29 protein-coding genes are annotated in these 23,195 nt (G+C 51.7%); 6 read left to right on the forward strand and 23 right to left on the reverse strand.

The window, feature by feature from the left end:
- Nucleotides 1-63: 63 nt before the first annotated feature.
- A complete protein-coding gene (locus OGX67_RS13625; protein WP_257651296.1) occupies nt 64-714 on the forward strand; it encodes a LysM-like peptidoglycan-binding domain-containing protein in 651 nt (216 codons plus the stop codon).
- Nucleotides 715-743: 29 nt separating this feature from the next.
- Here the strand turns inward: OGX67_RS13625 and OGX67_RS13630 are convergent, their stop codons facing one another.
- The 6 genes from OGX67_RS13630 to OGX67_RS13660 all read right to left on the reverse strand — a co-directional run bounded on the left by OGX67_RS13630 (nt 744) and on the right by OGX67_RS13660 (nt 4,172).
- Nucleotides 744-1,667 (reverse strand): DMT family transporter, encoded by a 924-nt coding sequence (locus OGX67_RS13630; RefSeq protein WP_200022314.1) that lies wholly within the window; start codon nt 1,665-1,667, stop codon nt 744-746.
- A gap of 142 nt (nt 1,668-1,809) precedes the next feature.
- A complete protein-coding gene (rplI, locus tag OGX67_RS13635) occupies nt 1,810-2,259 on the reverse strand; it encodes a 50S ribosomal protein L9 (protein ID WP_003025676.1) in 450 nt (149 codons plus the stop codon).
- 41 nt (nt 2,260-2,300) lie between these two features.
- Complete coding sequence (gene rpsR, locus OGX67_RS13640) at nt 2,301-2,528, reverse strand: 30S ribosomal protein S18 (RefSeq protein ID WP_000135199.1); 228 nt, start codon at nt 2,526-2,528, stop codon at nt 2,301-2,303.
- A 4-nt stretch (nt 2,529-2,532) separates the two neighbouring features.
- Nucleotides 2,533-2,847 (reverse strand): primosomal replication protein N, encoded by a 315-nt coding sequence (gene priB, locus OGX67_RS13645; RefSeq protein ID WP_003025674.1) that lies wholly within the window; start codon nt 2,845-2,847, stop codon nt 2,533-2,535.
- A 6-nt stretch (nt 2,848-2,853) separates the two neighbouring features.
- The gene (gene rpsF, locus OGX67_RS13650; RefSeq protein ID WP_003025672.1) at nt 2,854-3,249 is read right to left on the reverse strand and encodes a 30S ribosomal protein S6; all 396 of its coding nucleotides are present in this window, start codon (nt 3,247-3,249) and stop codon (nt 2,854-2,856) included.
- Between the two features lie 158 nt (nt 3,250-3,407).
- Nucleotides 3,408-4,172, reverse strand: coding sequence for a TSUP family transporter (locus OGX67_RS13660; RefSeq protein ID WP_003025670.1), 765 nt, complete (start codon nt 4,170-4,172; stop codon nt 3,408-3,410).
- A 298-nt stretch (nt 4,173-4,470) separates the two neighbouring features.
- Here OGX67_RS13660 and yjfY point away from each other — a divergent pair, with 298 nt between their 5' ends.
- Entirely contained in the window at nt 4,471-4,746 is a 276-nt protein-coding gene (gene yjfY, locus OGX67_RS13665; RefSeq protein WP_003025668.1) for a DUF1471 family protein YjfY, read from the forward strand.
- Nucleotides 4,747-4,877: 131 nt separating this feature from the next.
- On the opposite strand, the gene OGX67_RS13670 is transcribed toward yjfY, so the two are convergent.
- Genes OGX67_RS13670 through ulaA form a run of 6 tightly spaced genes read right to left on the reverse strand, consistent with a single transcriptional unit; the run spans nt 4,878 to nt 9,287 of the window.
- Nucleotides 4,878-5,564: an L-ribulose-5-phosphate 4-epimerase gene (locus OGX67_RS13670; RefSeq protein WP_071696493.1), complete on the reverse strand. Its 687-nt coding sequence runs from the start codon at nt 5,562-5,564 to the stop codon at nt 4,878-4,880.
- Nucleotides 5,564-6,418: an L-ribulose-5-phosphate 3-epimerase gene (locus OGX67_RS13675; protein ID WP_003839508.1), complete on the reverse strand. Its 855-nt coding sequence runs from the start codon at nt 6,416-6,418 to the stop codon at nt 5,564-5,566. Before OGX67_RS13675 ends, OGX67_RS13670 begins: the two co-directional genes overlap by 1 nt.
- Before the next feature lie 9 nt (nt 6,419-6,427).
- Complete coding sequence (ulaD, locus tag OGX67_RS13680) at nt 6,428-7,078, reverse strand: 3-keto-L-gulonate-6-phosphate decarboxylase UlaD (protein WP_257651297.1); 651 nt, start codon at nt 7,076-7,078, stop codon at nt 6,428-6,430.
- A 12-nt stretch (nt 7,079-7,090) separates the two neighbouring features.
- Entirely contained in the window at nt 7,091-7,558 is a 468-nt protein-coding gene (gene ulaC, locus OGX67_RS13685) for a PTS ascorbate transporter subunit IIA (RefSeq protein WP_003025658.1), read from the reverse strand.
- A gap of 10 nt (nt 7,559-7,568) precedes the next feature.
- Complete coding sequence (gene ulaB, locus OGX67_RS13690; protein ID WP_003025655.1) at nt 7,569-7,874, reverse strand: PTS ascorbate transporter subunit IIB; 306 nt, start codon at nt 7,872-7,874, stop codon at nt 7,569-7,571.
- Between the two features lie 15 nt (nt 7,875-7,889).
- Nucleotides 7,890-9,287, reverse strand: coding sequence for a PTS ascorbate transporter subunit IIC (gene ulaA / locus OGX67_RS13695; protein ID WP_257651304.1), 1,398 nt, complete (start codon nt 9,285-9,287; stop codon nt 7,890-7,892).
- A 367-nt stretch (nt 9,288-9,654) separates the two neighbouring features.
- Here ulaA and ulaG point away from each other — a divergent pair, with 367 nt between their 5' ends.
- Nucleotides 9,655-10,719, forward strand: coding sequence for an L-ascorbate 6-phosphate lactonase (gene ulaG, locus OGX67_RS13700; RefSeq protein WP_003025649.1), 1,065 nt, complete (start codon nt 9,655-9,657; stop codon nt 10,717-10,719).
- Between the two features lie 106 nt (nt 10,720-10,825).
- Complete coding sequence (gene ulaR, locus OGX67_RS13705) at nt 10,826-11,581, forward strand: HTH-type transcriptional regulator UlaR (protein WP_003025646.1); 756 nt, start codon at nt 10,826-10,828, stop codon at nt 11,579-11,581.
- Here ulaR and yjfP read toward each other — a convergent pair.
- On the reverse strand, nt 11,578-12,327 hold the full coding sequence (gene yjfP, locus OGX67_RS13710; protein ID WP_048219860.1) for an esterase: 750 nt from the start codon (nt 12,325-12,327) through the stop codon (nt 11,578-11,580). The genes ulaR and yjfP overlap by 4 nt on opposite strands.
- Nucleotides 12,328-12,508: 181 nt before the next feature.
- On the opposite strand from yjfP, the gene bsmA reads away from it, so the two are divergent.
- Nucleotides 12,509-12,838, forward strand: coding sequence for a biofilm peroxide resistance protein BsmA (gene bsmA / locus OGX67_RS13715; protein ID WP_003025640.1), 330 nt, complete (start codon nt 12,509-12,511; stop codon nt 12,836-12,838).
- 147 nt (nt 12,839-12,985) lie between these two features.
- Nucleotides 12,986-13,261, forward strand: a complete 276-nt coding sequence (gene yjfN / locus OGX67_RS13720) for a DUF1471 family protease activator YjfN (protein WP_003025637.1) — start codon at nt 12,986-12,988, stop codon at nt 13,259-13,261.
- 85 nt (nt 13,262-13,346) lie between these two features.
- Here yjfN and OGX67_RS13725 read toward each other — a convergent pair whose 3' ends face one another.
- The 10 genes from OGX67_RS13725 to nsrR form a co-directional block, all read right to left on the reverse strand.
- Nucleotides 13,347-14,969, reverse strand: a complete 1,623-nt coding sequence (locus OGX67_RS13725; protein ID WP_286526656.1) for an isovaleryl-CoA dehydrogenase — start codon at nt 14,967-14,969, stop codon at nt 13,347-13,349.
- A gap of 84 nt (nt 14,970-15,053) precedes the next feature.
- Nucleotides 15,054-16,220, reverse strand: coding sequence for a glutathionylspermidine synthase family protein (locus tag OGX67_RS13730; protein ID WP_032948382.1), 1,167 nt, complete (start codon nt 16,218-16,220; stop codon nt 15,054-15,056).
- 2 nt (nt 16,221-16,222) lie between these two features.
- Complete coding sequence (locus OGX67_RS13735) at nt 16,223-16,864, reverse strand: DUF1190 domain-containing protein (protein WP_286526659.1); 642 nt, start codon at nt 16,862-16,864, stop codon at nt 16,223-16,225.
- 9 nt (nt 16,865-16,873) lie between these two features.
- Nucleotides 16,874-17,272: a DUF350 domain-containing protein gene (locus tag OGX67_RS13740; RefSeq protein WP_061547582.1), complete on the reverse strand. Its 399-nt coding sequence runs from the start codon at nt 17,270-17,272 to the stop codon at nt 16,874-16,876.
- A 17-nt stretch (nt 17,273-17,289) separates the two neighbouring features.
- Nucleotides 17,290-17,949: a YjfK family protein gene (locus tag OGX67_RS13745; RefSeq protein WP_061547583.1), complete on the reverse strand. Its 660-nt coding sequence runs from the start codon at nt 17,947-17,949 to the stop codon at nt 17,290-17,292.
- Between the two features lie 58 nt (nt 17,950-18,007).
- On the reverse strand, nt 18,008-18,706 hold the full coding sequence (locus tag OGX67_RS13750) for a PspA/IM30 family protein (RefSeq protein WP_086504830.1): 699 nt from the start codon (nt 18,704-18,706) through the stop codon (nt 18,008-18,010).
- Between the two features lie 15 nt (nt 18,707-18,721).
- The gene (locus OGX67_RS13755; protein WP_257651298.1) at nt 18,722-19,126 is read right to left on the reverse strand and encodes a YjfI family protein; all 405 of its coding nucleotides are present in this window, start codon (nt 19,124-19,126) and stop codon (nt 18,722-18,724) included.
- A 115-nt stretch (nt 19,127-19,241) separates the two neighbouring features.
- Nucleotides 19,242-19,973: a 23S rRNA (guanosine(2251)-2'-O)-methyltransferase RlmB gene (gene rlmB / locus OGX67_RS13760; RefSeq protein WP_003025615.1), complete on the reverse strand. Its 732-nt coding sequence runs from the start codon at nt 19,971-19,973 to the stop codon at nt 19,242-19,244.
- A 70-nt stretch (nt 19,974-20,043) separates the two neighbouring features.
- The gene (gene rnr, locus OGX67_RS13765) at nt 20,044-22,506 is read right to left on the reverse strand and encodes a ribonuclease R (protein ID WP_003025612.1); all 2,463 of its coding nucleotides are present in this window, start codon (nt 22,504-22,506) and stop codon (nt 20,044-20,046) included.
- A 156-nt stretch (nt 22,507-22,662) separates the two neighbouring features.
- Nucleotides 22,663-23,088: a nitric oxide-sensing transcriptional repressor NsrR gene (nsrR, locus tag OGX67_RS13770; protein WP_003025609.1), complete on the reverse strand. Its 426-nt coding sequence runs from the start codon at nt 23,086-23,088 to the stop codon at nt 22,663-22,665.
- Between the last annotated feature and the right edge of the window lie 107 nt (nt 23,089-23,195).

A 23,195-nucleotide genomic window follows, 5' to 3' on the forward strand; every position in this document is an offset into this window, starting at 1 on the left:
ATCATAGCGTTAGCCATCTATACTCTATGATCGAGGAACGAGACGCGGAGCAGGAGGAAAGCCATGCCCGGGCGCTTTGAATTAAAACCAACCCTGGCGAAAATCTGGCATGCACCGGACAATTTTCGCATTATGGATCCGCTACCGCCTATGCACCGCCGCGGCATTATTATTGCTGCTATCGTGCTGGTGATAGGTTTCCTGCTTCCTTCCAGTGACACCAGCGATGCCCCTGTGGTGACGCGTACTGCCCAGCTGGATTTACAGTCACAGTCGCAGCCACCAACTGAGGCTCAGCTACAGGCACAGTTAGTCACCCCGCAAAACGATCCCGGCCAGGTCGCTCCGGTTGCTCCAGAGCCAATCCAGGAAGGAGAACCTGATGCGCAGCCGCAGGCTCAGCAATCTCAGCCGCAGACGCAACCTTTCCAACAGGATAGCGGAATTGAGCAACAGTGGCGCTCTTATCGCGTAGACTCGGGCAAAACGCTGGCCCAGGTCTTCCGTGACCATAACCTCCCGCCAACCGATGTGTATGCAATGGCGCAGGTTGAAGGCGCGGGAAAACCGCTAAGCAACCTGAAAGACGGTCAGATGGTGCAGATCAGGCAGAATGCCAATGGCGTGGTGACGGGATTAACCATTGATACCGGGAATGGCCAGCAGGTTCTGTTTACCCGCCAGCCAAACGGCAGTTTTATTCGCGCCCGTTAAGCGACGCCATCAGGCATCAAGGTGAAGCGTCAGCGCTTCACCTTATTCACCCACCAGATCCCCGAACAGACCAGCACCAGCGCCAGTGCGTATTTCCATTCGAGAATGTTTTCGCCGAGGAATATCGCCGACAGCAGCGCCCCCGAAACCGGGATCAGGAAGTTAAACGGCGCAATCATTCCCACACGATTATGCTTGAGCAGAATACTCCACAAGGCAAAGGCGACAGAAGAGAGTAACGTCAGGTAGCCCAGAATTGCCACCGAAGACGCACCGTGTACGGTCAGCGTGCCGCCAAAAGCGTAGCCACCGATAACCAACGCCAGACCGCCACCGCCCAACTGGTACCCTGTCATTACCGTCGGATCCACCGTCTGAGAAATACGTTTTCCATATAGCGTGGCAGCAGAAAGAATAAAGGCCGCCATCACTACTGAACCGTCTCCTAACAGGCTGAAACTAAAATCCATTCCGCTGCTAAAGTTCACTACCATCACCCCAGCAAAGCCGAGGATACAGCCCAGCGCTTTGTTGTAGCTCAGTTTGTCATTATGGTAGATAAAATGGGCCAGTAGCACGCTGAAGAAGGTCCCGGTCGCATTCATAATGGACCCTTTCACCCCCGTCGTGAACGCCAGGCCGATATAGAAGAAGATGTATTGCAGCGAGGTTTGTGTCAGCCCCAACAGCGTGAGTTGGCCATACTGACGCGGGCTTAACCGGCCAATCGGTTTTCGCTGTGCCAGCGCCAACAGTAGCAGCAATATTCCCGCAAACAGAAAGCGATATCCGGCAAAGACAATCTTTGAGGGAATGTCATCCGTGGCAATCTGGAAGATCTCATATCCGCTTTTGATCGCCGGATAGGCGCTCCCCCACAGCAGGCAGCAGAACGCCGCACTCAGATAGACAACATTTTTACGCGCAAACAGAGGTTGGTGCGTTGGTTCCATTCCATCACCACTTTGAAATAATGTTTTATTTTTGTGATTATCCCGAAAAGGATAAAGAATAGCCAGAGAGAAAAGCGGGGGAACAGAAAAGCAAAACGCCGGCACAGGGCCGGCGCTTTTACGCGGTCATCAGAATAAAAACTTATTCTGCAACTACGTTTACAGTCAGCTTAGCAAACACTTCGCTGTGAACCTGGAAGCTCACTTCGTGCTCACCAGTGGTACGCAGAACGCCGTTCGGCAGACGAACTTCGCTCTTAGCTACTTCAACGCCAGCTGCAGTTACAGCGTCAGCGATGTCGCGAGTACCGATGGAACCGAACAGTTTACCTTCGTCGCCAGCTTTAGACGCGATGGTTACGGTTTCCAGTGCGTTGATTTTCTCAGCACGAGCTTCAGCAGCGGACAGAACGTCAGCCAGTTTAGCTTCCAGCTCAGCGCGACGCGCTTCGAAAAATTCAACGTTTTTCTTGGTAGCAGGAACAGCTTTACCCTGTGGTACCAGGAAGTTACGAGCATAGCCCGCTTTAACGTTAACCTGATCACCCAGGCTACCCAGGTTTGCTACTTTATCAAGCAGAATAACTTGCATTACCTTATCCTCTCAAAGTCGTATTAATGGACCGTGACCGATTACTGATGACGATCAGTGTACGGCAGCAGAGACAGGTAGCGAGCGCGTTTGATAGCGCGAGCCAGCTGACGCTGGTATTTTGCACGGGTACCGGTGATACGGCTTGGGACAATCTTACCGCTTTCGGTGATGTAGTTTTTCAGCGTAGCGATATCTTTATAGTCGATCTCTTGAACGCCTTCCGCGGTGAAACGGCAGAACTTGCGACGACGGAAATAACGTGCCATATGGCTAGTCTCCAGAATCTATCAATTCAATCTGCTCGGCATGCAGAACCATTTTGCTCAGGCCGTTCTTTGCCTTGTGGCAAGAGATGAACCCCTGAACGGTCACTGCGCTACCGACCGTTATACTGTGAGTAATGGCCTGGTTTTCGTGTCCGCTAATAATAACGGGCATTTGGCACCACGCCTGCCGGTGAAACCCGGCTTCCTCCTGCACAGAACGATGCTCAAGCACGAACTGGCAATGAGGAATTCCTGATGGACTGACCTTTCGAAGGGGAGCCCTGCACACGGTGCCGGACAACGCCAGACGGTTGGTCATCAGAAATTACTCTTCAGAATCCCCAGCTTCAGCATCATCTGCGGTTTCGTTAGCGAAATCATCGCGACGCTCACGGCGCTCGTCTTTCGCTTTAACCATCGGAGATGCTTCGGTAACAGCGTGTTTAGTACGCATAACCATGCTGCGGATAACGGCATCGTTGAAGCGGAAGGTAGTTTCCAGCTCATCGATCACTTCCTGCGGCGCTTCAACGTTCATCAGAACGTAGTGAGCTTTGTGCAGTTTGTTGATCGGGTAAGCCAGCTGACGGCGGCCCCAGTCTTCCAGACGGTGGATCGTGCCTTCTGCACCAGTGATGGCAGCAGTGTAGCGTTCGATCATACCCGGAACCTGTTCGCTCTGGTCAGGATGGACCATAAAAACGATTTCGTAATGACGCATCGAATTGCTCCTTACGGATTATTCAGCCTCCTGTCTGGGTCAGCCGAGGCCCATGGAGGCAAGGAACGTGTTAAAGGTCGGCTGAAAAATGACGCGTTATAATACTGGGGTCAGCAGTTAAACTCAAGGTGCTTGTACGATTATTTATCATGTCGCCATTAATACATATCCAGCAGCATTTTGACGCTGATACAAATAGAGACGATGACAATCATGGGTCGGATGACTTTCTTGCCGCGCGTCAGTACAACTGTCGCACCCAGACGTGCGCCAAGGGATTGTCCGGCAAACATCACCAGCCCCAGCGACCAGATCATTTTACCGCCGAAAATGAAGAACAGAATCGAGGCAATGTTCGACGCCAGGTTAATAAAATTCGAGTGGATTTGCGCTTTATCGATACTGTACCCCCACAGCAGGATATAGCAGAGCGTATAAAAGGAACCGGCCCCGGCACCGAGAAAACCATCATAAAACCCAATACCTCCCCCGCAGATCAACGAGAAGAGAAACAGGGACACCTGCTGCTTCCTTTTCGGTTCGCTAAGATTAGGCGCAGAAATAAAGTAGATAGCGACCGCGATAATCAGGATCGGCAGCAGTTTCTTCAACACGTCCGGTTCAATAAACTGGATAAGCGTTGTGCCCATCGCAGAACCGATAAAGGCAGATAAAAAGACATATTTGTGCTCCTGCACATTAATATGTCCCCGGCGTAAAAAGTAAATTCCGGAGGTTAGCGAGCTACCCAGTGCCTGAATTTTATTGGTTGCCAGCGCATTAGCCGGGGGTAAACCAGAAATTAAGAGAGCGCCAATAGAGAGAAAACCACCGCCGCCCGACACCACGTTAATAAAGCCAGCCACCAGCGCGACCATAAACATAATCACGAAATAGCTGAAATCCATGAATGAAGTATCCATAAGTTTTTGCCTAATTATCATAAAGTTATATTAATTATCTGGCTCACTATAAACGGCGTACTCACCCGATTAAATTGACTATTTGGTAAGAGCTTATGCGCGTAAGGCAGGTATTTTTAACCGTAGCGGAAGGCATCAGCTGATTGTTAATTAAAGAAAAGATGGCTTTGCGGTAATTTTTTGAACAACTGCATCAGAAATGGTCGCTATCGACTGCGCCGGCAGCGGTTAAAATTAAATCAGAAGTTATCCACTCACAGGAGAGAGCTAACCAGAGACCGCAGTCGAGGAGGTACATATGCGAGCCCGTGTTTTGACCCTTCTGGCTGTACTTTTGCTCAGTGCAAATGCAACGGCAGCCATCAAAATTGACAATCATCAGGCCAGGAATATGGATGATGTGCAGAGCTTAGGCGTTATTTACATAAATCATAACTTCGCCACTGAAAGTGAAGCCACTCAGGCCCTGAATGAAGAAACCGATGCGCAAGGCGCAACCTACTATCACGTGATCCTCACCAGGGAACCCGGTAGTAACGGAAATATGCACGCCAGTGCAGATATTTATCGCTAGCACCAGAAACAACCAACGAGAACATTGCCACAGTTTGACTTGCCCCCTTCACTGGGGGCTTTTTTTGCAAAACAATCCCGAAGCCAGACCGATCTCATCCCCATGAAGAGTTGGCTCCGGAACGTTTTTTCTTACTTCTGGCCGTAATAGGCATTTGGGCCGTGCTTACGCATGAAGTGCTTATTCATCAGGTAACTGTCGATGGGGCTGAGCGCCGGATTAATGCCACGCGCAATCCATGCCATTTTTGCCACCTCTTCCATCACCACAGCGTTATGTACCGCGTCGTGAGCATCTTTGCCCCAGGCAAACGGGCCATGTTGGTACACCACTACGCCAGGCGTATGTAAAGGTTCCACCTCCCCGAGCGTTTCAATAATCACCCTACCGGTATTAAGTTCATACTCCTCCTGAACTTCAGCTTCAGTTAAAGCCCGGGTACAGGGAATATCGCCAAAGAAGTAGTCAGCATGCGTCGTGCCGAGCGCAGGAATTGCCAGACCTGCCTGCGCCCATGCCGTCGCGTGGGTTGAGTGGGTATGCACCACGCCGCCGAGAGAGGAATAACGGCGATACAGCGCCAGATGGGTGGCGGTATCGGAAGAAGGACGATAGCGTCCCTCCACCACATTACCGAGCAGATCCACAACCACCATGTCATCCACTGTCATTGTTTGGTAGTCGACGCCGCTGGGCTTAATCACCACCAGCCCGCGTTCGCGGTCGATGGCGCTGACGTTACCCCAGGTAAACGTCACCAGACCGTAGCGCGGCAGATCCATGTTGGCCTCAAAAACCTGCTGTTTACGTTTTTGCATTACACTGCCTCCACCAGGCCCGCGCTGGCCATACGCGCTTTCACCCAGTCGCGCGCCTTCGCCACTTCACGTGCCGGGTCGTCCGACGTTTCGCTCCACATCTCAATCAAGTATGGCCCGCAATACCCACTCTGTTTGAGCGTCGCAAAACAACGTTCAAAATCGACAACCCCTTCACCAAACGGCACATTTTTGAATACGCCAGGTTTGGTATCTTTCACGTGTACGGCAACTATATGGCCCATTCCCGCCTGCAGCTCCATCTGCACGTCGTTATCCCACGCCGATAAATTGCCAATATCGGGATACAGCTGGAACCACGGATTGTTGAGATAGTGGGCGTATCCCAGCGCCTTACTGATCGAATTCATCAGTGGATAATCCATGATTTCCATCGCCAGCGTCACCTGTGCACGGCTCGCCATCTCTACGCTCTCTTTCAGCCCATCGCGAAACCGACGACGCGTTTCGTTATTGGCCTGCTGGTAATAAACGTCGTAACCCGCCAGTTGAATAACGCGAATACCGATATCCTGCGCAAACTGAATGGCTTTACGCATGATCTCCAGCCCCTGTTCGCGTACCGCATCATCTTCACTACCAAGCGGAAAACGACGATGAGCGCTCAGGCACATGGACGGTACCCGTATCCCAGTGTCGGCGATAGCGGCCACCAGCGCCAGTCGCTGCTCGCGGTTCCAGTCAAGACGCGCCAGGCGAGCGTCGGTTTCATCAACCGACATTTCGACAAAGTCAAAGCCCAGTTCCTTCGCCAGTTGCAAGCGTTCCAGCCAGCACTCCCCGCCGGGGAGTGCTTTTTCATAAATACCGAGCGGGACCTGTTTCGACAACATAGTCGCTCCTTATCCCCACAGTTGGGCGATAGAACGTTTGAACTGACGGGCCGCTTCCACCGGAGAGGCGGCATCGCGAATACTGCGGCCAGCAATAAAGACGTGAATCGGAATTCCCTGGAACAGCGGCAGATCTTCCAGCGCCAGACCGCCGGTGACGGTGACTTTAAAGCCCATCTCGGACAGACGCTTGATCGCGCTGATATCCGCTTCTCCCCACGCCACGCCCGCCGCCTGCGCATCACGACTGCGGTGATATACAACTTGCCCAATCCCTGCGTCACGCCACTCTTGCGCCTGCTCCCAGGTCCAGTAACCAGTCAGTTCAATCTGTACATCACCGTTAAATTCTTTCGCCACCTCCAGCGCACCCTTGGTGGTGTTGATATCGGCACAGCCGATGACGGTAACCCAGTCAGCGTTGGCTTCGAAACACATGCGGGAGAGGATTTTTCCCGCATCGGCAATTTTGGCGTCCGCCAGTACAATTTTATGTGGGTAAAGCGCTTTCAGATCGCGAACGGCGCGCACGCCCTCTGCCACACAAAGAATAGTGCCCACCTCAATGATATCGACCTCTTCGGCAATCAGACGCGTCGTTTCATACGCGGAAGACATTGATTGGTTATCCAGCGCAACCTGCAACATAGGTAATGACATTTTGGTATCCTTTTAAACAGCCGCCGCAGTGGCGTTATCAATTAAATCCAACACTTCCTGCGCGGTGCGGCAGGCGCGTAAACGGTCGAAATTGGCTTCGTCATCAAAGAGATTCACGATCTGCATGATGCCCACTTCCTGATGCGTGTTAGCGTCAACTGCCGCCATCGTGATCAGAATGTCGACCGGGTCGTTATCTTCGTGGTTAAACACCAGTGGCGTTTTCAGCGTCACCAGCGCAAAACCGGTTTTCTTGACCCCTTCCTCCGGACGGCCGTGCGGCATCGCCAGGCCTGGCGCAATCACAAAGTACGGGCCAAACTGCTCAACGCCATCAAGGATGGCCTGGTAGTAGCGTGGTTCAACCACATCAGCCTTAACCAGCAGATCCACGCCAAGCTTTACCGCTTCCTGCCAGGTACTGGCCTCGGCTTGCAAAAGGATGGAACTATTGTCTGCCAGCGAGTCACGTAATTTCATATGCCGCCCCTTACTTCACGTCCTGCGGAAAATGCGCTTTGATCACTTCCAGCAGTTTTGGTCCAAAATCGGCAGGAGACAGCATGTTGCGTACGCCAACGACATATTTATTGCCAGAAACGGTAATCTCACCGGCGATATGCGTAGAGGCGATGATAATATCCGCGCCGCTCAGTTCACTTTTGTATTCACCCACGGCGCAGCTGTTTACCGTATGGTCAATATTTGACTGGGTTAAAAACTGGTCCACCTTCATTTTCATGATCATGGAACTGCCCTGCCCATTGCCACACACAGCCAGAATACGTACGGTCATAATCGGAACTCCTTATTAAGCAGAGTGTTCTGCCAGTTGTTTTTCTGCGTCTTCCTCAGCACGCAACGTGCGTCCTGCGAAAAACATATAAGCCAGTGCAATCAGAATAATGACGGCCATAAACACGATGCCGATGGAGGCAAAGCCTTGCATCATCGGCGGTGCCAGAATTGACCAGTCCGCCATGCCCATCCAGGCGCTCATACCGGTGAGCTTCACCGCCCAGACGCAGCCGAAGATTTCGATCATCCCCATCACCAGGCAAATCTTGAGCGCTGCGCGCCAACCGCCAAAGTGGTTAGCAAATACGCCGATAGTGGCGTTCGAGAAGAACATCGGGATAAAGCCTGGGATAATCAGAATGGAAGAGCCGCAGGCCACAAGGATGCCCACCGCAATCAGTTGGCCGATGGTCCCACACATAAAGCCCCAGACCACCGCGTTAGGAGCAAAGCTATAAATCGCCGCGCAGTCGATGGCCAGTACCGCGCCCGGGATCAGACGTTGAGAGATACCGTTGAACGCTTCTGAAAGTTCAGCAACGAACATACGTACGCCCTGGGTGATGATGAAGATAGCGACAGCAAACGAAAAACCGGTTTGCAGGATATACACGGTCCAGTGGGTTTTACCCGCCATCGCCTGAACCACATCAATGCCGAAAGAGAGCAGGATCGCCCCGAAGAAGATGGTCATCACAATCGCGGTAGAAACGATGTTGTCATGGAAGATATTCAGCCAGCCTGGCAGCTTGAGATCTTCTACGCTCTCCTCTTTCTTACCCAGATACGGCGCGACTTTGTAAGCAATCCAGGAGGCGAACTGCTGCTGGTGACCGATGGAAAAACCACAGCCGTCGGTCACTTCCTGGGTCGGCTTGTACATCATATTGGAGGTAATGCCCCAGTAGAGCGACACCAGCACCGCGGTACAGATGATGGTGGTCCACATGGAATAGCCAAAGATGTAGAAAGAGACGGCGATCAGGCCCGCCTGCTGGAACATGATGTGCCCGGTCAGCATGATGGTACGAATACCGGTAATCCGCCGTAGCAGCACGTAACAAATGTTTAGCGCCAGCGCCAACAGTACCGCGTACCCTACCCAGCTATAGGCATCCCCCATACGTTCGATGGTTGCCATCATGGAGGCATAGGTATCGGAAATCGCACCGTTGATACCGTAAACCTCGGACATCTTCGCCACTACCGGTTTAAACGTGCTGGTCAGAATGCCCGACCCTGCCTGCAATAACATAAAACCAATAATCGTTTTGATCGTGCCTTTGATAATAACGCTGACACTTTTACGCAACAGGATGTAGCCGAGGCAGGTCACAATACCCAACAGCAACGGTGCATTGGTCATGACCTGATTAAAAAAGACGGTAAAGATGTTGTAGAGGATCTCCATAACGATCTCCAGTAGACGAAGTTGCTGAACATTCATTACAGATGCCCAGGATGTTGTGCCCTCACTCTAATTTTCAAAAGTAATCACAACAAGATTGAATTTGATTAAATGTGATGCAGTACGCAAATAATTCTCTTACTTGCAGAGTGGATTTACTCCTAATTCATTCAATTCAAAATAAAACCAATCAAAACAATAAAATACAAAAATACATTTCATATAAACCATCTTGTCACGTTGTAATTTGTTAACAATTTTTCATTCAACACCAAAAATCAACGCATTGCCTTCTTGAGAAAATGATGTCAGTATCAATCAAAACAAATCAAAATTTGATTCAACTTGAACAAACATGAAGGTAATTGCGATGAGTAAAGTAAAAAGCATCACGCGTGAATCATGGATCCTGAGCACATTCCCGGAGTGGGGAAGCTGGCTGAATGAAGAGATCGAGCAGGAACAGGTCGCACCAGGTACTTTCGCGATGTGGTGGCTCGGCTGTACCGGAATTTGGCTGAAGTCGGAAGGCGGGACTAACGTCTGCGTCGATTTCTGGTGCGGCACGGGCAAACAGAGTCACGGTAACCCGCTGATGAAAACCGGTCACCAGATGCAACGCATGGCAGGGGTGAAGAAGCTGCAGCCAAACCTGCGCACCACGCCGTTTGTTCTTGATCCGTTTGCCATTCGTCAGATCGATGCGGTGCTGGCCACACACGATCATAACGATCACATCGACGTAAATGTTGCGGCAGCCGTCATGCAGAACTGTGCCGACGACGTGCCGTTTATTGGACCGCAGACTTGTGTGGATCTGTGGATCGGTTGGGGTGTACCAAAAGAGCGCTGCATCGTGGTAAAACCAGGCGATGTGGTGAAAGTGAAAGATATTGAAATTCATGCGCTTGATGCGTTCGATCGTACTGCGTTAATCACCCTGCCCGCCGATCAAAAAGCCGCTGGCGTGCTGCCGGATGGTATGGATGCCCGCGCCGTAAACTATCTGTTCAAAACGCCGGGCGGTACGCTTTATCATAGCGGCGACTCACACTACTCCAACTACTATGCAAAGCATGGCAACGAGCACCAGATCGACGTCGCACTCGGATCCTACGGCGAGAACCCACGGGGTATTACGGACAAAATGACCAGTTCTGACATGCTGCGTATGGCGGAGGCCCTGAATACAAAAGTGGTGATCCCTTTCCATCATGATATCTGGTCAAACTTTCAGGCCGATCCACAGGAGATCCGCGTACTGTGGGAGATGAAAAAAGATCGCCTTAAGTATGGCTTTAAGCCATTCATCTGGCAGGTAGGTGGCAAGTTCACCTGGCCGCTGGACAAAGATAACTTTGAATATCACTATCCGCGCGGCTTTGATGACTGCTTCACCATTGAACCGGATTTACCGTTTAAATCGTTCTTGTGATCCACACAAAATGCCGGGCCATCCCGGCATTTTTTCCCATTTACTTTAGTATTTCCAGGCTATTTCAAATATCATCTTTTCAAATCAATTTGTATCGGAATAGCTCATGACTGAAGCACAAAGACATCAAATATTGCTGGATATGCTGGCGCAGTTGGGCTTTGTTACCGTTGAAAACGTAATTGAGCGTCTGGGGATTTCACCCGCCACAGCGCGCCGGGACATCAACAAGCTCGACGAAAGCGGCAAACTCAAGAAAGTACGCAACGGCGCAGAAGCTATTACCCAACAGAGACCGCGCTGGACGCCAATGAATCTGCACCAGGCGCAGAACCACGATGAAAAAGTTCGCATTGCCAAGGCAGCATCCCAGCTTGTGAATGCGGGTGAAAGCGTAGTGATCAACTGCGGATCGACCGCTTTCCTGCTGGGTCGCGAAATGTGCGGCAAGCCGGTGCAGATCATCACCAATTATCTGCCGCTGGCGAACTATCTGATCGACCAGGAGCATGACAGCGTGATCATCATGGGCGGGCAATACAACAAAAGCCAATCCATCACGCTTAGCCCGCAAGGCAGTGAAAATAGCCTGTATGCCGGACACTGGATGTTTACCAGCGGCAAAGGGTTGACCGCGGACGGACTGTATAAAACCGATATGCTGACCGCGATGGCCGAGCAGAAGATGCTTAACGTGGTAGGCAAACTGGTGGTACTGGTCGATAGCAGTAAGGTCGGTGAACGCGCGGGGATGCTGTTCAGTCGCGCCGATCAAATCGATATGCTCATTACCGGTAAAAACGCGAACCCTGAGATTCTGCAACAGCTTGAAGCTCAGGGCGTGAGCATTATGCGTGTTTAAAGGTGCTGGCGGAAAAACGTCACTGTTGCGGCCAACGCTTCTGGCGTGATGCGATGTCGTACGCCCGCTTCCCACAGGCAGGTCAGATTGTTGTCCAAACCTGCCTGAATCAGCGCTTGCTGTAAGCGGAAGGTTTCAACAGCCGGTACAACATCATCATCCTGTCCATGCCACAGCAGCAACGGCCTGTCGGCGAGGCGTGGCAACTGATGCGTAACGTCCCATTCGGCAAGCGGGGCGATAACGGCATCAAATTCCACCTGTTGCTCTGGGGTCTGAACCAGTAAAGGAGGAAAAAGCGTCTGCGCAAGCCGGGTAAAATATCCTGAGCCCATCAGGCTGGCTACACATTTAACCTCAGGATGACGCGCCATTATGCCCAATGCAGTCATTCCTCCCATTGATGCCCCACCGACGGCAAGCCGCTCATCTGAAAGCCAATTTTCTGCCACCAGAGCCGCACGTAACGTCGTAAACTCCTGCATGTTTTGCTGCAATATATGCCAGAAGCGGAACATTCGCTCCTGAGCATTACCGTTAAATCGGGCGCCATGTTCGGGCGCATCTGGCATGACGACGCGAAACCCGGCCTGAGCCAGCGCAACGGCAAAATAACTGTAGACCAGACTTGAAGATGTAAACCCGTGATAAAAGAGAATACAAGGGAGTGAACATTCGCGTTTACCAGCCGGAACGGCGTGCAGGACAGGGATACCAGCTAACTGTCGTGTCTCAATTTCTATCATTTGTTGCCCCTTTTTTTCTGGTATGCCATGCAGCAATACTTAACGCAAGCGAATGTGGTCGGTAATGATTCATAATGTTGAGAACTGGGTTACGCTTTCGCAACATTTTCATTCGAAAATCGCGTGAGAGATAACAATTCGGGAACATTCCCCTAAAGGGAAATTAATAAGGCACTACACTATGGCTATCAGGAAACGAGATAGAGTTATGCGTCGGTTTGCCTCTTTGTTGCTGGTTATGTTTTTAAGCGCCTGTAGCGTGCTACAGGGAACGCCGCAACCCGCACCGCCCGTTGCCGACCACCCGCAGGAGATCCGCCGTGACCAGAGTAATGGGTTACAGCGATTAGGGACGGTTAGCGCGCTGGTAAGAGGCTCTCCGGATGATGCGCTGGCAGAGATCCGTGCCAAAGCCGTCGCGGCTAAAGCTGATTACTACGTGGTTCTATTAGTAGATGAAACCATCGTGACAGGCCAATGGTATTCACAGGCAATTTTGTATCGTAAATAACATTGGGTTGAAATTTAGTCAGCTTTACATTGCTTTGCGCCTCTATGCGTTTACCTGTGCACAATAAACCAACAGCAGGAAGCTTGAGGTTTATTATCGCGATGGAATGCCCTGCCGTGTGTAGGGGTACGAATAATGGAGCTGACGATGAAACAATCTCTTGCCTTATCCTCACTGCTGCTTTCTGCCGGACTGGCAGGCACTACGGCGCAGTCTGCCGAATTCGCCAGTGCTGACTGCGTTACGGGCCTGAACGAAATTGGCCTGATCTCTGTCAGTAACATTGCAGGAAATCTGCAGGATGTAGAACGTGTAATCGCGTTAAAAGCGGATGAACAAGGTGCCTCATGGTATCGGATCATTCAGATGTACGAAGACCAGCAGCCCGACAACTGGCGCGTACAGGCCATACTTTATGCGTAACAGATTGCCGGATGGCGTAAACTTATCTGACCTGGACTGAGCGTAGGCATGATAAGACGCACCCGCGTCGCCATCAGGCAAGTTATTACCGTAACCCCCCCGTTGCCCGCAGGAGCAAATCGTTCAGCACCTGTTCAGACAATCGTAGTCCACCCCGCGTATCAAGCATCATTTGGCACCAGGCCTGCGCCACTGGCGGAGAAGAATAACGCAACATCTGCGCCCCGCAACCGAGCAGGAAAAGCTGCTGCGTAATCTCCCGTCCCAATGCCTCACTGGGTTTACGTAAACGCTGCTGCAACTGACGCACCATTCGATCGTAATGCCGATCCTGCCCCTTTACCTCCGCAAAGGCTTCGCTGAGCATATCGTAGATGCCGGGTTGTTTTGTCAGTACCCGCAATACATCAAGGCACATAATGTTGCCGGAGCCTTCCCAGATACTGTTTACCGGCATCTCACGATACAGGCGCGGCAGCTCACTCTCCTCGCAATAGCCAATCCCGCCCAGCACTTCCATCGCCTCAGCCACAAACGGCATACCGACCTTGCAAACTGAGAATTTCACCGCAGGCGTGAACAGCCTGGCCCACAGCGCTTCTTTGGCATCAGCACGACGGTCCCAGGCCCTCGCCAGTCGAAACAGTAGCGCCGTCTGACCTTCCAGTTGGAGCGCCATCCGGCCTAATACCTGACGCATCATCGGCTGTTCAATCAATGGCTTGCCAAAAACCTGTCGCTGGTGCGCATGATAAATCGCGATGGAAAAAGCACGTCGCATCATGCCGTGACTGCCGAGCGCGCAGTCAAAACGCGTCATCCCGCCCATCTTCAGGATATGGCGGATACCCTCCCCTTCTTCGCCCAATAGCCAGCCAATCGCATCGTGGAATTCAACCTCGCAGCTGGCGTTGGAGCGGTTGCCTAACTTATCTTTCAGTCGTTCAAGACGGATGGCATTACGCTGCCCGTCAGGTAAAAATCGCGGTACAAAAAAGCAGGATAAGCCGCCCTTTGCCTGGGCCAGCACCAAATGGGCATCGCTTTGCGGTACGGAGAAAAACCACTTATGTCCCACCAGCCGATACGAGCCGTCGACAAGACGTTCTGCCTGAGTGGTATTGCTCAGCACATCTGAACCACCCTGTTTTTCGGTCATACCCATACCAATCAGCAGCCCACGCTTTTGCCCTGCGGGCAGTAAATGCGAGTCATAACGGTCGCTTAGCAGCGGCGTCAGCCAGTCGTGAAAGGGGGCGGGTAACATTTGAAGTAACAGCGGCGTAGCGGCAAACGTCATGGTCACCGGACACAACGTGCCTGCTTCAACCTGCGCATGCAGCATGAAACGCGCCGCCCGGGCAACAAATGTTCCCTGCCTCGCGTCTTCTTCCCAGGCCAGATTATGTACGCGGTTGGCGCACAATCCCTGCATCAGCAAATGCCAGGCAGGATGAAAACGCACATCATCCAGCCGCAGCCCCTGCGGGTCGTAGCGCAATAGTTCAGGTGGAAAAGCATTGGCCAGACGACCAAGTTCGAGCGACTCGGCAGTCCCTAGCTGCTGACCAATACTGGCGAGAAGATCGCTATCCCAGCCAGCGCCTTCACGGATAACCGCTTCGCACAGCGCGCCGTCGGACAAATATAAGTTACTGTTATTGAGCGGTACAGGTTGGTTAAAAACGGTATGCGTTTGCCAGTGCATTGTGTTTCCCTCCGTCAATGGACGTCGCCTTAAGTATGGTCAGAACCCCATGATTCGCGACGGAGGAAGATCACAAAAGTAGGGTTAGCCCGCAATATAGTGAGGAATAAAACGAGACGTATCTTTAGTGATCAACGTATTATCTTCGCGGATCCCCATACCACATGCTTCATCATCTACGATCCAACTGCCGATCAGCGTGTAGCTGTCGCCAAAGTGCGGTAACGGCTGAAATGCCTGATAGATCATCGGCTCTTCGGCGTAATCACCCTCAGCATGCTCAACGACCTGCTGCTGACCATCAAAAATGGTGACGTTTCCTCCCTCGCGGGAGAATATCGGTTTGCGCACATAGCTTTCACCTGGCGCAATTTGTGGCGTTTCACCGTCAAACCAGGCGGGTAGCAAGTTGGGATGATTGGGAAAGAAACGCCACAGTAACGGCATCAACCCTTTATTGCTGAGCACGCTCTTCCACAACGGTTCAACCCACTGTTCGCGGCGATGGCGCAGCAAGGGGCCATTCTCATCTCGCATCATCCACTCCAGGGGATAGAGCTTAAAGGCGCGACGAATGACGTTATCGTCAAGGTCTGTGAGAACGCCGCCAACGCCAAGCCCCAGATCCTCAACGTAAATAAATCGCGATTCTTGCCCGGCCTGCTGTGCGCAATCCTGTAAATACAGCACCGTGGTACGGTCTTCATCGGTATCTTCACAGCAGCAGAAATAGAAGGGATCCGGGCTATACAGCTCAGCAAAACGGGATATTAGCCGCTCCTGAATAGCGTTGTACTGATCGGCATCGCGTGGAATCACCCCGTTGCGACGCGCATCTTCCAGCCATAACCACTGGAAATACGCTGACTCATAGAGCGACGTTGGCGTATCCGCGTTGTACTCCAGCAGCTTGACCGGCGATTTATTTCCGCACCAGACAAAATCCATACGGCCGTACAGAGAGGGATCGCGATTGCGCCAGCTTTCGGCAATAACGTCCCAGTACAGCGGCGGGATCGCCAGTTGCTGCATAATCTGTTCGTCGTTAACTGCTCGTTCGACGACATCCAGACACATCTGGTGCAGTTCCGCAGTAGGTTTTTCGATCTGCTCTTCCACTTGTCTGAGCGTAAAGCGGTAAGCCCGACTCTCATCCCAGTAGATTTCGTTATCGATAATATGAAAATCGAAACCGTGATCGTAAGCGATCCTGTCCAAATCTTGCCGAACAGGAACATCATGTCGCAGCATCGTTACCCTCCCCAGTGCCCACGCGCGCTGGACGAACGTCCGTAGCCACCGCGTGAAACCGTCGAAACTTTCTTTGTCGTATAGCTATGGCTGGTCGCGGTATCATTTTTTCCACTACCGGAACGCCAGCTGTAATCCCCAGAAGTCGTGCGCCAGACCGGGCGCGAAGCATAAGAAGAACCGCCGCTGCTGTAGACATACTGTTCGTCGCTATTTTTACGAATGACGCGACTGAGTAAAAAACCGGTGAATACAGGCACCCAGCTTTGATCGGTGCTGTCGAGATAGCAGTCGCCAAACTGGGTCTGACAGCTTTGCTTATTCATCTGCTTTGGCAGGTTGGAGTAGAACTCTGTTTTCGCATTGTTCCAGCCATCAGCACAAACGGTGGCGCTATTGCCATCGTCAATACATTCACTCACCGCGGAGTAAAAGGTACCGTCGCCATCGTTGTCTGCCCCTGCGTCATCACTACACCCCTTGAGGATAAAAAATGCCGCTCCGCCCATAATAGCCAGCGTCAGATACTTTCCGCTGTAACGACTGCGTTTTCTTACAAAGGGGTTAACCGGGCGATCGATTCGCGTGATAGCAGAATGCCCTGATGTTCTGTTTTTGTTTCCGGATTTACGTTTTCTTGCCATGATCGTCCATTACCATGTCATGCAGGCGGCGTTAAAAATGCCTCCCGCCAGCGCGGCGGTTCCCATAAATAGTCCCGCTGCGGTGTTGTGATTAATAATTTTTTCACTCAGTGCCGGCATATATAAACGCACGCCGCCGTAAATGATCAGTTGTATCACTAGCGCGATGCCGCCCCAGGCAAAATAATCCGGGATGCTGACGGCGTTAATTGCCGCGCTGGATAACGGAATGACGTAACCCAGCAACGTGCCGCTAAACGCCAGCGACGCCGCCATATTGTTATTTTTAATCAGCTGCCATTCATTGTGCGGCGTAATTTTTGAGTAGATGACCAGAAAAACAATCACCATGGCTGCGCCAATAAAAAAATAGGCGCCAAAAGCCAGTAATGAACTCAGTATGTGCATTAAAACCTTCCCTGAAATTAACCAATAATATTAAGTGACGTCAATGGGATATCCACGCCCAGCGCCCGTGAGAATACCCACTCAGGCTCGCCCTGCTCATTGAACGACTCTTCACCGTTTAACAGCAGGTATTCCCAGGTATCATCAGCAACCTGTCGCTGATAGCCCATGGTAAAATTATGCACTTCCCACGTGGCGTGCTGCTGGTTTTCCACTTTTTCCAGCATATAAACTGGCTCTATATTCCCCGGCTCTTCGTCGTTAAAAAAGCGCTGCCAGCGCGCTTCCTGCCAGGCGAGCGTCGGTGTGCCTATTGCGGCCGGACTAATCGCAGACTGCCAGTGTTTTTTCTGCGAAATCCCGTAGCTTTCTTCATAAACAAAGAATTTGATATCGTCGATATCATCCATGTCTGCGCCGCCCGTGGTATTGATTTGCAGAAACTCTTCTCCGGACGTGTAGTAGCGGAAAATCTGACTTCCGCCGCCTAAATCAATGTGGCTGACTGCAGCAACGGTGTACTCCTCACCGGGCAATTCGATCAATAAAGCCTCTTCTAACAGGCGAAATGCCAATGTATTGAGCGTAAACCCGGCATTCAGATGTAACCCCAACGGCCCGCGAACTGGCGCAGCAACATCCGCTTTACCAAATAAACGCTGGAAAAAACTCGTCATCATTTATCCTTAATGATGTGCCAGCCTCCGGTCGATGCTGGCATATATCGCCGTATGATTACTCGCCTTGCTGGCGCTGCAATCGTGCCAGCACATCCTGAGCAGAACTTTTATTGCTTGCGCCAATACCTGCTTCGGCCAGCTTCTCGTCAAGGTCACGCCCATCCGCAACTTTTTCCAGCTGTGCGGCAGCATCCAGACGCGCCTGACGCTCTGCCTGGCGCATTTGTAAACGCTTGAGCGACTCTGCGGCGGTAGACACGCTGGAAGACGCGCCCACGGTCGACGTGGTCACGGCCTGCTGGGCGCGCTGCATCGCTTCTGTAGCCTTTACCACCTCCAGTTGCTGCTCGAACTGTGCAATCCGTTGAGCGGTAGCACTAACCGCTTTCTCAACGCCATCACGAGAGGCCTCAAGGTTAGTAAGCACTTGCTCTTCAGCGGTAATGACATTCTCCAGACGGGCAATTTCTTCTGCAACTTCGTTAATCAGAGACGGGTTAGCGTTTTTACTCAGTGCTTCCAGCACTCGCGTTTCCAGACTGGATTTGCGTGCCCGCAGATCGCTTAACTTGTCATTACTCATCTTCACGCGTGCCAGCAGGTCAACCCGCGATTTGCCGGCTTTATCCAGTTCACCTTTCGCATCACGAATATGCTGTTCCAGCATCCGCACACCCTGCGCTTCTTCAATTGACTCTTCCGCCTGAGAAAGTACGGACTTGCCGAGGGTAAACAGGCTTTTTAAAATTCCCATAAATAGCGTTCCTTGTTATTCGTGAGTGTATTCTTCAGTGATTTCAGCCAAATCCAGAGCGTTATCCGCAAGCGTCGTCATCTCCAGGACCACATCATCCAACGATGAGTTCAGGGAAAGCGCCCCAAATGCGACGTAATATTCATCCTGCTGAATGCGGGAAATTCCCACAGAAGACAGTGGAAGGAGTTTCTGATTACGTAATAAGAAAACATTAAATTCATCCTGATGATGAATGCTGCTGACAGGACAAATAATGGTTTCAATAATAATCTGGCGGGATATAAATAACACACTGAGCGGCAAATCGCCATAATCATTCATTTTAATAATTAATGACCGCTCATTATTTTCAATATCTATATTTAATTCTTGAAGAGTTTGTAGTGCTTCAGCAAGCACCTGCGGATTCCATGCCATATATTTCCCATATATTAGTTAATTAGAAATAAATATCATTTTTCAGCCTTTATCATACTTGTTTAAGATAAAAAAAAGCCATCCGAATCAGGATGGCTTTTTCCGAAAATTAAGCTTAGCTGCGCTGACGGACTGCTTCAAACAGGCAGATGCCCGTCGCAACTGAAACGTTCAGCGACGAAACGCTACCTGCCATCGGGATGCTGATGAGTTCGTCACAGTGTTCACGGGTCAGACGGCGCATACCTTCACCTTCTGCTCCCATCACCAACGCCAGACGTCCGGTCATTTTGCTCTGGTAGAGAGTATGGTCGGCTTCACCAGCGGTTCCGACGATCCAGATATTCTCTTCCTGCAGCATACGCATGGTGCGCGCCAGGTTGGTCACGCGGATCAGCGGTACGCTTTCTGCCGCACCGCAGGCCACTTTTTTCGCCGTCGCATTCAACTGAGCGGAACGATCCTTCGGTACGATTACAGCATGTACGCCAGCGGCATCGGCGCTACGCAGGCATGCCCCCAGGTTATGCGGGTCGGTGACGCCATCGAGGATCAAAAAGAACGGCTGATCGAGCGTAGCAATCAGATCCGGCAGATCGTTTTCCTGATACTGACGCCCAGGCTTCACGCGAGCAATAATCCCCTGATGTACCGCACCCTCGCTTTTCTCATCCAGAAACTGACGGTTAGCCAGTTGAATGACAACACCCTGTGCTTCCAGTGCGTGGATCAGCGGCAGCAGGCGTTTATCTTCACGACCTTTGAGAATAAAGACGTCCTGGAAGCGCTCAGGCGCACGTTCCAGCAGAGCCTGCACCGCATGGATGCCGTAAATCATTTCACTCATGAATGTACTCGTTAATAGTTTATGCATAACGCGGGCAACACGAGATTGCCCGACTTACTGTTTATGGCAGTTATTGTGCGACTTTCTTTTTCGCCGCACGTTTAGCTTTGGTGGCGGCAGCGATTTTAAGCGTTTTTGCCGATGGCTTTTTCGCTTTTTTGTCGCCTTTCTTCTCAGCCGCATTCTTTTCCGCCTGAGGTTTGGCTCTGCCTTTTTTCTCGCCGCGGAAAGCACTGTCCGGCTCGAAATTCACCTTTTTGCCCATCTGACGACGTTTACCGGTATTTTTACCCGCATCGCTTTTTTTGGCTTTTTCGCGCGCAGTTTTACCTTCATTACGCGGCGCACGTTCGCTGGAGATCAAGCTAAAGTCGATCTTACGCTCGTCCATGTTGACTGCTTCCACGCGAACTTCCACGCGATCGCCCAGGCGATACATCTGACCGCTGGATTCCCCCGTCAGGCGCTGCCCAACCTGGTCGAAACGATAGTAGTCGTTATCCAGAGAGGAGACATGCACCAGACCGTCGATAAACAACTCATCAAGACGGACAAAGAAGCCAAATCCGGTGACGCTGGCAATCACGCCTTTGAAGACATTCCCCACCTGATCCAGCATGAAGTCGCACTTCAACCAGTCAGAGACATCGCGCGTGGCTTCGTCAGCACGGCGCTCGGCCATCGAACAGTGCTGACCCAGTTGCAGCATCTCTTCCATCGAATAATGGTAGCCACCCGTTTCCGTGGTGTTGCCTTTATGACCCTGCTCCTGCGCCAGCAGATACTTAATCGCCCGGTGCAAGGAGAGATCCGGGTAACGACGGATCGGTGAAGTAAAGTGTGCATAAGATTGCAGCGCCAGGCCGAAGTGACCACGGTTTTCCGGATCGTAAATCGCCTGCTTCATCGAACGCAGCAGCATGGTTTGCAGCATTTCTGCGTCAGGACGGTCAGCAATCGACTCCAGCAGTTCAGCGTAATCGCGCGGCTCAGGTTTGTTGCCACCTGGCAGCTCCAGTCCCAGCTCTGCCAGGACGGAACGGAACGAGTTAATCGCTTCGGTCGTCGGCTTATCGTGAATACGGAACAGCGCTGGCTCTTTGGCTTTCTCAACGAATCGCGCCGCTGAGATGTTCGCCATGATCATGCACTCTTCAATCAGCTTGTGCGCGTCATTACGCTGCGTCTGCTCAATACGCTCAATACGGCGTTCAGCATTGAAGATAAACTTCGCCTCTTCACTTTCAAACGAGATACCGCCGCGCTCTTCACGGGCTTTATCCAGCACTTTGTAGAGGTTATGCAGCTCTTCAATGTGTTTGACCAGCGGTGCGTACTGCTCACGCAGCTCCTGGTCGCCCTGCAGCATGTGCCAGACCTTGGTGTAGGTCAGACGTGCATGGGAACTCATGACCGCTTCGTAGAATTTAAAGCCGGTTAAACGGCCTTTCGACGAAATGGTCATTTCACAGACCATACACAACCTGTCCACCTGCGGGTTGAGCGAACACAATCCGTTAGACAGCACTTCCGGCAGCATCGGAACAACCTGCGACGGGAAGTAAACGGATGTGCCACGGCTGCGGGCTTCCTGGTCCAGCGGAGTCGGCGGGCGAACGTAATAGCTTACGTCGGCAATTGCCACCCATAAACGCCAGCCGCCGCCGCGTTTCTTCTCGCAGTAAACCGCATCGTCGAAGTCACGCGCATCTTCGCCATCGATAGTCACCAACGGCAGGTCGCGCAGATCGACACGTCCTATTTTCGCCTCTTCCGGCACTTCTTCTTTCAGTCCGGCGACCTGTTTCTCAACAGCCTGCGGCCAGATATATGGGATTTCATGAGTACGCAGGGCCATATCAACGGCCATGCTGGTTCCCATGTTGTCACCCAGCACTTCTACAATTTTACCCACCGCTTTGGTGCGGCGAGTCGGACGTTGGGTCAGTTCAACGACGACCACAAAGCCCATACGAGCGCCCATCACCTCTTCCGGCGGGATCAGGATATCGAAACTCAGACGGCTGTCGTCGGGGACGACAAACCCAACGCCAGCATCGGTGAAGTAGCGACCGACAATTTGGCTGGTTTTTGGCACCAGTACACGCACAATACGCGCTTCGCGACGACCTTTACGGTCCGCGCCCAGCGGCTGCGCCAGCACCTGATCGCCATGAATGCAGGTTTTCATCTGCTCGCTGGACAGGTACAGGTCATCTTTGCGGCCTTCAACGCGCAGAAAGCCGTAGCCATCACGGTGGCCAATAACGGTACCTTTCAGCAGGTCGAGACGCTCCGGCAGCGCATAGCACTGACGACGGGTGAAGACCAGTTGTCCGTCACGCTCCATCGCGCGCAGACGGCGGCGCAGTGCTTCCTGCTGCTCTTCACCTTCAATGTTGAGTTCAGCGGCCAGCTCATCACGGTTGGCCGGTTTTTCACGTTTAGTTAAATGTTCGAGGATAAATTCCCGGCTTGGGATAGGATTCGCGTATTTTTCAGCTTCGCGTTCCTGGAAAGGATCTTGTGACATTGAGGTTCCTCCATTGTCAGCTCTGATGGAATTCCTTCGTCTTTCACGACGCCTCTTTGTTGGCTGCCTTTGCTCCCACCTGTCACTTACTTTTGTAAGCTCCTGGCGACTCGCTCAGTTGCCGCCGCGATGCGACGCGAAGTACTTTGGACTTCATTACTCCACCAGCAATAATTTATAAAGCGGTTGATTCTCTTCAACCAAATCAGCAAGTGTGTAGTTGTCCAACTCCGTGAGAAAACTTTGCACTGCCTTAGAAAGCGCCTGTTTGAGTCGACAGGCCGGGGTAATGTGGCAAAACTCGCTGCTACAGTTGACCAACGATAAGGGTTCCAGCTCGCGAACCACATCACCAATACCAATATCCTTAGCAGGTTTACCCAAGCGGATACCGCCATTTTTTCCTCGAATAGCAGTAACAAAGCCCGCCCGGCTAAGTTGATTGATTATTTTGACCATATGATTACGGGACACGCCGTAGACTTCTGTCACCTCAGAAATACTGGTCATACGTCCTTCGGGAAGTGACGCCATGTAGATTAGCGCACGTAATCCGTAATCGGTGAAACTTGTTAACTGCACATCAACCTCAGGAAAAGGGATAAAACGGATAAACCTGGTGGTATTAATTATATTGATGATAAACCAGCCACCAGCCAGGTCGCTAATTTATTTCAGTTCGGGAAGGA

The organism is Citrobacter sp. Cf118 (assembly GCF_030334095.1).
GTDB lineage: Bacteria > Pseudomonadota > Gammaproteobacteria > Enterobacterales > Enterobacteriaceae > Citrobacter > Citrobacter freundii.

What these genes read in the sequence shown, in the direction of transcription:
- yjfY (WP_003025668.1), top strand. Translation starts at nt 4,471, where the DNA reads ATGCGAGCCCGTGTTTTGACCCTTCTGGCTGTACTTTTGCTCAGTGCA.
- OGX67_RS13670 (WP_071696493.1), bottom strand. Translation starts at nt 5,564, where the DNA reads ATGCAAAAACGTAAACAGCAGGTTTTTGAGGCCAACATGGATCTGCCG.
- bsmA (WP_003025640.1), top strand. Translation starts at nt 12,509, where the DNA reads ATGGCTATCAGGAAACGAGATAGAGTTATGCGTCGGTTTGCCTCTTTG.
- ulaA (WP_257651304.1), bottom strand. Translation starts at nt 9,287, where the DNA reads ATGGAGATCCTCTACAACATCTTTACCGTCTTTTTTAATCAGGTCATG.
- yjfP (WP_048219860.1), bottom strand. Translation starts at nt 12,327, where the DNA reads ATGATAGAAATTGAGACACGACAGTTAGCTGGTATCCCTGTCCTGCAC.
- OGX67_RS13745 (WP_061547583.1), bottom strand. Translation starts at nt 17,949, where the DNA reads ATGACGAGTTTTTTCCAGCGTTTATTTGGTAAAGCGGATGTTGCTGCG.
- OGX67_RS13725 (WP_286526656.1), bottom strand. Translation starts at nt 14,969, where the DNA reads ATGCACTGGCAAACGCATACCGTTTTTAACCAACCTGTACCGCTCAAT.
- OGX67_RS13755 (WP_257651298.1), bottom strand. Translation starts at nt 19,126, where the DNA reads ATGGCATGGAATCCGCAGGTGCTTGCTGAAGCACTACAAACTCTTCAA.
- rpsF (WP_003025672.1), bottom strand. Translation starts at nt 3,249, where the DNA reads ATGCGTCATTACGAAATCGTTTTTATGGTCCATCCTGACCAGAGCGAA.
- ulaD (WP_257651297.1), bottom strand. Translation starts at nt 7,078, where the DNA reads ATGTCATTACCTATGTTGCAGGTTGCGCTGGATAACCAATCAATGTCT.
- rplI (WP_003025676.1), bottom strand. Translation starts at nt 2,259, where the DNA reads ATGCAAGTTATTCTGCTTGATAAAGTAGCAAACCTGGGTAGCCTGGGT.
- OGX67_RS13675 (WP_003839508.1), bottom strand. Translation starts at nt 6,418, where the DNA reads ATGTTGTCGAAACAGGTCCCGCTCGGTATTTATGAAAAAGCACTCCCC.
- rlmB (WP_003025615.1), bottom strand. Translation starts at nt 19,973, where the DNA reads ATGAGTGAAATGATTTACGGCATCCATGCGGTGCAGGCTCTGCTGGAA.
- OGX67_RS13730 (WP_032948382.1), bottom strand. Translation starts at nt 16,220, where the DNA reads ATGCTGCGACATGATGTTCCTGTTCGGCAAGATTTGGACAGGATCGCT.
- ulaR (WP_003025646.1), top strand. Translation starts at nt 10,826, where the DNA reads ATGACTGAAGCACAAAGACATCAAATATTGCTGGATATGCTGGCGCAG.
- yjfN (WP_003025637.1), top strand. Translation starts at nt 12,986, where the DNA reads ATGAAACAATCTCTTGCCTTATCCTCACTGCTGCTTTCTGCCGGACTG.
- ulaC (WP_003025658.1), bottom strand. Translation starts at nt 7,558, where the DNA reads ATGAAATTACGTGACTCGCTGGCAGACAATAGTTCCATCCTTTTGCAA.
- ulaG (WP_003025649.1), top strand. Translation starts at nt 9,655, where the DNA reads ATGAGTAAAGTAAAAAGCATCACGCGTGAATCATGGATCCTGAGCACA.
- rnr (WP_003025612.1), bottom strand. Translation starts at nt 22,506, where the DNA reads ATGTCACAAGATCCTTTCCAGGAACGCGAAGCTGAAAAATACGCGAAT.
- OGX67_RS13660 (WP_003025670.1), bottom strand. Translation starts at nt 4,172, where the DNA reads ATGGATACTTCATTCATGGATTTCAGCTATTTCGTGATTATGTTTATG.
- OGX67_RS13740 (WP_061547582.1), bottom strand. Translation starts at nt 17,272, where the DNA reads ATGCACATACTGAGTTCATTACTGGCTTTTGGCGCCTATTTTTTTATT.
- OGX67_RS13630 (WP_200022314.1), bottom strand. Translation starts at nt 1,667, where the DNA reads ATGGAACCAACGCACCAACCTCTGTTTGCGCGTAAAAATGTTGTCTAT.
- OGX67_RS13625 (WP_257651296.1), top strand. Translation starts at nt 64, where the DNA reads ATGCCCGGGCGCTTTGAATTAAAACCAACCCTGGCGAAAATCTGGCAT.
- ulaB (WP_003025655.1), bottom strand. Translation starts at nt 7,874, where the DNA reads ATGACCGTACGTATTCTGGCTGTGTGTGGCAATGGGCAGGGCAGTTCC.
- OGX67_RS13750 (WP_086504830.1), bottom strand. Translation starts at nt 18,706, where the DNA reads ATGGGAATTTTAAAAAGCCTGTTTACCCTCGGCAAGTCCGTACTTTCT.
- OGX67_RS13735 (WP_286526659.1), bottom strand. Translation starts at nt 16,864, where the DNA reads ATGGCAAGAAAACGTAAATCCGGAAACAAAAACAGAACATCAGGGCAT.
- priB (WP_003025674.1), bottom strand. Translation starts at nt 2,847, where the DNA reads ATGACCAACCGTCTGGCGTTGTCCGGCACCGTGTGCAGGGCTCCCCTT.
- rpsR (WP_000135199.1), bottom strand. Translation starts at nt 2,528, where the DNA reads ATGGCACGTTATTTCCGTCGTCGCAAGTTCTGCCGTTTCACCGCGGAA.